The sequence below is a fragment of the Haematobacter sp. genome, assembly GCF_032102465.1.
In the GTDB taxonomy this organism is placed as follows: Bacteria; Pseudomonadota; Alphaproteobacteria; order Rhodobacterales; family Rhodobacteraceae; genus Haematobacter.
Map to the genome: position 1 here is coordinate 1 of NZ_DAMDHB010000071.1, position 7,351 is coordinate 7,351.

Below are 7,351 nucleotides of genomic sequence, written 5' to 3' on the forward strand. Positions count from 1 at the left end.
GCTGCCCGCTGCCCGCTGCCCGCTGCCCGCTGCCCGCTGCCCGCTGCCCGCTGCCTACGGTCGAAACGGATCGCGGGGCGGAGGCAGTTCCGCAAGCGCCGCGGCGTAGCAGGGTGCAGGCGGCAGAACGGGGGCCAGCAATGCCTGAAAGGCATGATAGAGGTCGGCCTTGCCGCGATAGATCCGCTCCGTCGGTCTTCCCGCCGCATCCACCTCATGCAGCCAGCCGCCCGCCTGCCGGTCGATCAGGGTGAGGTCGATGTAGTCCCAGAGCCGCCGATACCACGCCTCGAACCGCGGCTCGCCCGTTCGGCGGAGCAGGGTCGCCGCCGCGACCACGGCCTCCGCCTGCACCCAGTGCGCGCGGTTGGCGATGGAGGGACGGCCCTCCCAGTCCAGCGTATAGACCAGTCCCGGCAGGCCGTCGGCCCCCCAGCCTTCCGCCATGGCGGTGTCGAAAAGCGCGACGGCATCGTCCAGAAGCCACCCCGGCACCGCAGCGCCCTGCCGGATCAGCGCCGCCTCCAGTTTCAGCAGCAGATGCGCCCATTCCATCGCGTGCCCCGGCGTGGTGCCGAAGGCGCGGAGGTCATCCCACGGCCGGTCCCGGTTGTAGTCGCGGAGCGGCGCCCAGTCGCGCCCGTAATGCTCGGGCAGGCGGTAGCCGTTGGCACGGGCCGCGCCGTGGATGAGACGCGCCGCCACGCGGAGGGCACGTTCCCGCCACAGCGGCTGGCCGGAGATATCGGCCAGCGCGAGCATCGCCTCCACCCCGTGCATGTTGCTGTTGGCGCCGCGATAGTCTTCCTCTCCGCCCCAACCGGGGTCGAAACTCTCGCGCAGTGCGCCTTCCTCCTCCGACCAGAAGCGGGTTTCCAGCACGTCGGCAGCCTCTGCGAGCAGCGCCTCTGCGCCCGTCGCTCCCGCCGCGACGGCAGAGCTTGCCCCGAGCGCCACGAAGGCGTGGAGATAGGCGAGCTTGCGCCCGCCGCCCGCCGCCGTGGCCCACCAACCCCCGTTGCGCTTGTCCCGAAGCGGGCCGCTGAGCGACGCCACACCATGCGCCACCAGCGTCTCCGCCCCCGGCAGGCCCAGCAGCGCCCCCAGCGCGTAGGAGTGCGTCATCCGTGCGGTGATGATCGTGTCAGCCACCGCGCCGGAGGGCACGCGGCCCGCATTGTCGAGCGCGACGAAGCCGTCGCCCACGCGCGAAGGCTTGGAGAAATCCAGCAGCCTTTGGGCCTCCCGCTCCAGCCAGCAGCGATGGGGAAGGCGGTCCAGCCAGTCGGGCGGGGTCGGGGATGGGGACATCTGATGCGCCCTCCAAGCGCGGGTTCAGGCGCAGTATAGCCACGCCGAAGAGACGGTCCATGCCCGGGTTGGCTGCACGCCGGTGGCCGGGTAGAGGGCGAGGGCTTTCCTCGCAGGATGGCAGGGCTGATGTCGCAACGCGCGTGGGGGTCTCGCCGCCACATCAGAGCGGGGCGTTAACAGGCTGCCCAAAAGGCTTTTTGGCTTGCCTTGGAGCGGAAATCATTCGCACCCGACGAAATCCAGCCGGATATCCATACTTCACTTCAGGGCATTCTCTGGCCGATCCTCCGATTTCCGGCGCAGAGGCATGACACTTCGGGATTTTTTAGCGGCCTGTTAACGCAACGAGGCGTTTCGACGGGGCACCGGGTTGCGCGGAAAGGGTTTCGGAGCGGGCTCGCGGAGCCTTTTCGGCATCCGTAGTGCGCTCAGTCCCCGGACGCCCCGCCCAGCCTGCAGCGCAGGGGAGGTTTTACGGCTTCCCGCTGTCTTCCACCGCCGCCGGGCGCACATGTACGTGTCCGGCGGATGTTCCGCGCTCGGAAACCGACGCGACGGGGTTGGCATGCCGCGTGGCGGGGATCACGTGCAGGCTTCCCGCCCGCACGCCGCGCTGGGTCGTCACGGCATCGGCAAAGGCGCGCACGTCCGCCGTCGCGCCTTTCAGCACCACGACTTCCAGACAGTCGTCGTGATCCACATGGACATGCAGCGCCGCAACGGAAAGGTCATGATGGTCGTGTTGTGCCGCGGTAAGCCGCCGGGCGAGTTCCCGCGTCTCATGTTCATAGACATAGGTCAGCGTGGCAAAGCAGTTGCCCTCCGCCTCCTCGGCCACCTGCCGCGCCTCCACCTCCCGCAGGATGTCACGCATCGCCTCCGACCGGCTGGCATAGCCGCGTGCGCTGGCATAGGCGTCGAGCGTGGCAAGCTGCTCCGCATCGATCGTCATCGTCACCCGTTGCATCCCGGCCCCCCGTGCCATTCTTTCGCCCAGTGTAGCGGATGCCACTTGCCGGTTCCACGCCGCTTGCGGTAGGCATTTTTCCTGAAAACATCATACGCCCGGGAACCATGCGCCAGAAGCTTCTCATCGCCCTTTCGGCGGCCCTTGTCCTTGCCGCAGGCATGGCACCGGCGCGGGAGGATCTGGTTCTGGCCATCGGGGGAGAGCCGGAGACGGGTTTCGACCCGATGACCGGCTGGGGCAGCTATGGCAACCCGCTTTTCCAGTCCACCCTGCTGAAGCGCGGCCCGGCGCTGGAGACGCTTCCCGATCTCGCGACCGAATGGCGGCTGTCGGAGGATCGCCGCGTCTGGACGATCACCATCCGTCCCGATGCGCGGTTCAGCGATGGCCGCCCCGTCCGCGCGCAGGACGTGGCCTTCACCTTCCGCACCGCGCGGGAGGCGGCGGGCCCGCTCGACCTCTCCGTGATGGAGGGGGCAGAGGCGGTGGATGACCGGACGCTCCGCATCACCCTCTCCCGCCCGTGGATCACCTTCGCAGAGACATTCTACAGCCTCGGCATCGTGCCGGAGGCGGGCTATGGGCCGGGTTACGGGCGCGCTCCCGTTGGCTCCGGGCCATACCGCTTCGTGTCATGGTCGGAAGGCGGACAGCTCATCGTCGCCCGGAACGACGACTATTACGGCAAGAAGCCCGCCTTCCGGCAGATCACCTTTCTGTTCACCGGGGCGGATGGCGGGTTGGCGGCGGCGAGGGCAGGGGCTGCGCAGATGGTGGCCGTCCCCCCCCAGCTTGCCGAGGCGGTCCCTTCCGGCTTCCATGCCGTTTCCGCGCGCACGGTGGACAACCGGGGCATCAGCCTGCCCTTCACCCCCCCGCATGAGGAGGCGGGGCGGCAGGTCGGCAATCCGGTCACCTCCGACCCGGCGATCCGGCGGGCGATCAACCTCTGGCTTGACCGCGCGTTGATCGTGGACGTGGCGCTGGAGGGGCATGGCACGCCCGCCTTCGGCCCCGCCGATGGCCTGCCCTGGGGCGGCGATGCCCCTTTCGCCCCTGACGGGGACGCCGCGCGGGCCACGCTCGATCAGGCGGGCTGGCTTCCCGGCCCGGACGGGGTCCGTGTCAGGGGCGGGACGCGTGCGGCATTTGCCATCAACTACCCCGCCGGAGATGCGACGCGGCAGGCGCTGGCGGAGACGGTGGCCGAACTCCTCCACCCGCTGGGGATCGCGGCGGTGGCGAAGGGGGGAAGCTGGCAGAGCATTGGCCGCGTGATGCATGTGGAGCCCGTGGTCTTCGGCTTCGGCAGCCATTCGCCCTATCAGGTCTATGCGCTCTATTCCGGGCGGTTGCAGGGGGTGGAGTATCTGAACCCGACCTTCTACGCCAACCCGGAGGTGGACGCCTTGTTCGATCGGGCCCAGGCGGCGGAGAGCCTTGAAGCGTCCTATCCGCTCTGGGCGGAGGCCGCGCAGCATTACGGCACCGCAGGGGACAATGCGTGGGCGTGGCTGGTCAACCTCGATCATGTCTATCTCGTCGATGATTGCCTCGACCTCGGCCCCTTGCAGGTGGAACCGCACGGCCATGGCTGGCCGATCACCGCAGGCATCTCCGAATGGCGCTGGACCTGCGAATGATCGGAGGCAAGCATCTCTGTGAGCGTAGGCGTGAGTGGGGCCGGAACCCTGCCGGGGCGACAAAGTCCGGGGGCAATGCGTCGCGACCCCTACGCCGGGGCCAGCCGGCTCGCCCCTCCGCGTGTGGGCCATCGCGGGTCGGCTGGGAGGTGATCCACGCCTCGGGCAGCGAGCCGGGGTGCGGAGCCTCACCGCGCGACCCGTCAAGCGGTGGCGCAGCAGGCGACGGATGGTCCACGCACGAACCCTCCGTCCGCGTGGCGGGAACGATTGGTGAGCAGGAGGCCCGCGCTTTCCTGCGCCGCCATGGCAACGGGCAGCGACCGCTTTCCTGCAGGGTTGCCGGGGGGGAGGCCGGCTCCCGCACGCGCAGGCGCGGCATTGCCGGGAGCCGTCAGGACGGGCGCTCGGAGATCCTCTCCCACGCGCCTAAGGACAGCATTGGGTATCGCCATCGCGACCTGTCAGGACGGGGCTTCGGCAGCGCCGCCCATCTTCGCCGGACCCGCCGCGCCGGACGTGGCGCGGCCTCCTGCCGCCGGACGGCGCGCCCTCCAACCCTCCTGAGCGAGGCCACCCGCCGCCCGATCCTACGCCATGGCAGCCCCGCGTGCCCTCGTCGCGTGGTTCGTGGTGTGGGGGCCCGCGGTGTGGCGTCCCGTGGACAGGTGTCCTGTGTTCAGGTGTTCCATGGACAGGCGTTCAGTGTTCAGGCGCCCCGCCATCCGGGCGTCCATAGTCCGGGCATCCGTGGTCTGGTTGTTCATAGTTCGGTCCTCCGTAGTCTGGTCCTCTGCGGTCTGATTCCCCGTGGTTTGTCACCCAGTACTCTGGCATTCCCGGGTCTGGCACTCCGTAGGCTGACACCTCGTGGTCCGGCGTCCGGCAGGCTTGCGGCGCCCGGCGCTGCCTTCCGCCTGTTGCTGCCGCCCAGTCCGGCCCGCCATGACATCGCGTTCTGCTGTCGTGGCCTCCTCACTCCATTCGCGGAAAGGTTGGCGCGACGATGGGGGGGGCGATGCGCCCCGCTCATCGCCGTTCCAGTCCGTGACGGTCTTGCGGAGCAGCTACCGGTTCGTGGTCTCCTGACCGCCCGCCTGACCCCCCGCCTGCGCGCCTGCCTGCCTGCCCGGGTGTTTGTCCGAGTGTCTGCCCGGTTGCCTGCCCGGGACGGGGCAGATGGCAATCCCGCCGCCGCTTCCGGCCGGTTCAGGGCGGCGATGGAGCGGGCGCCACGCGGAGCAGAGGCCGCGCCGGAAGGCGTCCGGGCTACGTGGCCTACGGCGTGAGGGCGCGCGGTCTCCCCCGCGGTCTCCTTTGGCCGGTCCTGCGGCTGCCTGCGGTGCTGCTGGCTGTGGCACTGGCCGCGTTTCTGCTGATGAAGACCTCGCCCGTCGATCCGGTGGATGCCTATCTCGGCCCGGCCATGGCCCATCTGGGGCCGGAGCGGAAGGCGGAGATTGCCGCCCGCTGGGCGCTGGACCGTCCGGCGGGGGAGCAGTTCCTTCACTGGGCGCGAAACCTGCTCGCCGGGGACTGGGGCTTCAGCACGAGCTTCAACGCGCCGGTGGCCGAGGTGCTGCGCGCAAGGCTCGGCCCCTCGGCATTGCTGGCGGGAGGGGCGTGGCTGCTGTCGGGGCTTCTGGGCTTCGGACTGGCGCTGGTGGCGGCGGGCTGGCGCGGGCGCTGGCCGGACAGGCTGATCAAGGGGTATTGCTACCTGCTCGCCGCAACGCCCACCTTCTGGCTGGCCATGCTGCTCCTCCTGCTGTTTTCCGTCGCGCTCCGCTGGACGCCGGTGTGCTGTGCCGGGCCGATCGGCGTCCCGGCGGAGGAGGTGACAGTTGCCATGCGCCTTGCCCATCTGATCCTGCCGCTCGCCGTGCTGACGCTCTTCGGCGTGGCGCAGGTGGCGCTGCATGTCCGGGCGAAGCTGGTGGAGGTTCTGGCGAGCGATCACGTTCTGCTCGCCCGCGCGCAGGGGGCGGGGCGGTGGGATATCCTCCTACGGCACGGCGCGCCCAATGCGGCGCTGCCCGCTATCACCATCCTTTTCGCCTCCACCGGAGAGATCTTCGGCGGCTCCATTCTGGCGGAGCAGGTGTTTGCCTGGCCGGGGCTGGGGCGGGCGACGGTGCAGGCGGGCCTGCAGGGCGATGTGGCCCTGCTGCTCGCCATCACGCTGGTCACCGCCGCCGTGGTGGCAAGCGCGAATACAGTGGCCGACCTGCTCTACCGGCTGGTGGACCCGCGGCTCCACCGGGGCGCCTCATGACTGCCGGGGCGATCACGGGGCGGGCGCGGGCAGCGGTGACCGGGCTTGGAGTGGCCCTGCTGCTGTTCGGGCTGGTGGTGGCATCGCTGTTGCCCGGTCCGGGCGGGCTGGCGGCGGATTTCGGACAGCGGAACCTGCCCCCGTCGCTCGCGCATCCGTTCGGCACGGATGCGATGGGGCGGGACATGCTGGGGCGGGTGGTCAGCGGTCTGGTACTCAGCCTGCGGATCGGGCTGCTGGCGGCGGGCATGTCCGTGGTGATCGCCGCGCTGATGGCCGGTGCCGCCGCCCTTGGTCGCTGGCCGGACAGGGCGGCGGGGTTCGTGACCGATGTCATGCTTGCGCTGCCGCATCTTCTGTTGCTGGTGCTGCTGTCATTCGCCTTCGGCGGCGGCACCGGGGCGGTCATCTGGGCGGTGGCGCTGTCGCACTGGCCCCGGCTCGCGCGGATCCTGCGGGCGGAGTTGCTCCAGCTTCAGGCCGCCCCCTATGTGGAGGCCTCGCGCGGGTTCGGGCACTCCCGCCTGTTCATCCTGCGCCGGCATATCCTGCCGCATCTCGGGCCGCAGATGCTGGTGGGATTCCTGCTGATGTTCCCCCATGCCATCCTGCACGAAGCGGGTCTGACCTTCCTCGGCTTCGGGCTGGAGCCGTCGCGGCCCGCCATCGGCGTCATGCTGGCGGAGGCGATGCGGCATCTTTCGGCGGGGCGCTGGTGGCTGGGGGTGTTTCCCGGGCTCGCGCTGCTTGCCATGGTGCTGGCCTTCGACGCGCTCGGCTCCGCGGCAGAGCGGCTGGCGAACCCGCGGGAGGGGCGAAACTGATGCTGGAAGTGGCAGACCTTTCGGTGACGTTCCGGCGCTACAGCGGCCTTTTCCGGCAGGTGGAGCATGCCTGCCTGACGGGGGTGAGCTTCCGGCTTCGCCCGGGGGAGGTGCTGGCGGTCATAGGCGCCTCCGGCGCGGGCAAGAGCATCCTTGCCCATGCCATCCTTGGCCTCCTGCCCGCCAACGCGGTTCTGCGGGGGCGGGTGCGCCTTGCGGGGCGGGCGACGCTGCTGCCGCAGAGCACCGCGCATCTCGACCCGCTCGCCTCTGCCGGGCGGCAGATCGGGCGCGCTGCGGATCGCGCCGGACGGCGGCGGGCGGT

6 protein-coding genes are annotated in these 7,351 nt (G+C 70.2%); 4 read left to right on the forward strand and 2 right to left on the reverse strand.

Features of this window, described 5'->3' with window-relative positions:
• Window positions 1–54: 54 nt before the first annotated feature.
• Both RT513_RS20475 and nikR read right to left on the reverse strand, forming a co-directional pair.
• Complete coding sequence (locus RT513_RS20475; protein WP_313534497.1) at window positions 55–1,311, reverse strand: AGE family epimerase/isomerase; 1,257 nt, start codon at window positions 1,309–1,311, stop codon at window positions 55–57.
• A gap of 475 nt (window positions 1,312–1,786) precedes the next feature.
• Window positions 1,787–2,272, reverse strand: a complete 486-nt coding sequence (gene nikR / locus RT513_RS20480) for a nickel-responsive transcriptional regulator NikR (protein ID WP_409518438.1) — start codon at window positions 2,270–2,272, stop codon at window positions 1,787–1,789.
• A gap of 116 nt (window positions 2,273–2,388) precedes the next feature.
• Here nikR and RT513_RS20485 point away from each other — a divergent pair, with 116 nt between their 5' ends.
• The 4 genes from RT513_RS20485 to RT513_RS20500 all read left to right on the forward strand — a co-directional run.
• Window positions 2,389–3,927, forward strand: coding sequence for an ABC transporter substrate-binding protein (locus RT513_RS20485; protein WP_313534501.1), 1,539 nt, complete (start codon window positions 2,389–2,391; stop codon window positions 3,925–3,927).
• Between the two features lie 1,273 nt (window positions 3,928–5,200).
• On the forward strand, window positions 5,201–6,202 hold the full coding sequence (locus RT513_RS20490; RefSeq protein ID WP_313534503.1) for an ABC transporter permease: 1,002 nt from the start codon (window positions 5,201–5,203) through the stop codon (window positions 6,200–6,202).
• Entirely contained in the window at window positions 6,199–7,026 is an 828-nt protein-coding gene (locus tag RT513_RS20495; protein WP_088216869.1) for an ABC transporter permease, read from the forward strand. Before RT513_RS20490 ends, RT513_RS20495 begins: the two co-directional genes overlap by 4 nt.
• Window positions 7,026–7,351, forward strand: a 326-nt coding sequence (locus RT513_RS20500) for an ATP-binding cassette domain-containing protein (protein ID WP_313534513.1), incomplete at its 3' end; no start/stop codon positions are given. The genes RT513_RS20495 and RT513_RS20500, both read left to right, overlap by 1 nt.

Excerpts from the sequence above, each read along its gene's own strand:
- RT513_RS20485 (WP_313534501.1), top strand. The coding sequence starts at position 2,389 with ATGCGCCAGAAGCTTCTCATCGCCCTTTCGGCGGCCCTTGTCCTTGCC.
- RT513_RS20475 (WP_313534497.1), bottom strand. The coding sequence starts at position 1,311 with ATGTCCCCATCCCCGACCCCGCCCGACTGGCTGGACCGCCTTCCCCAT.
- RT513_RS20495 (WP_088216869.1), top strand. The coding sequence starts at position 6,199 with ATGACTGCCGGGGCGATCACGGGGCGGGCGCGGGCAGCGGTGACCGGG.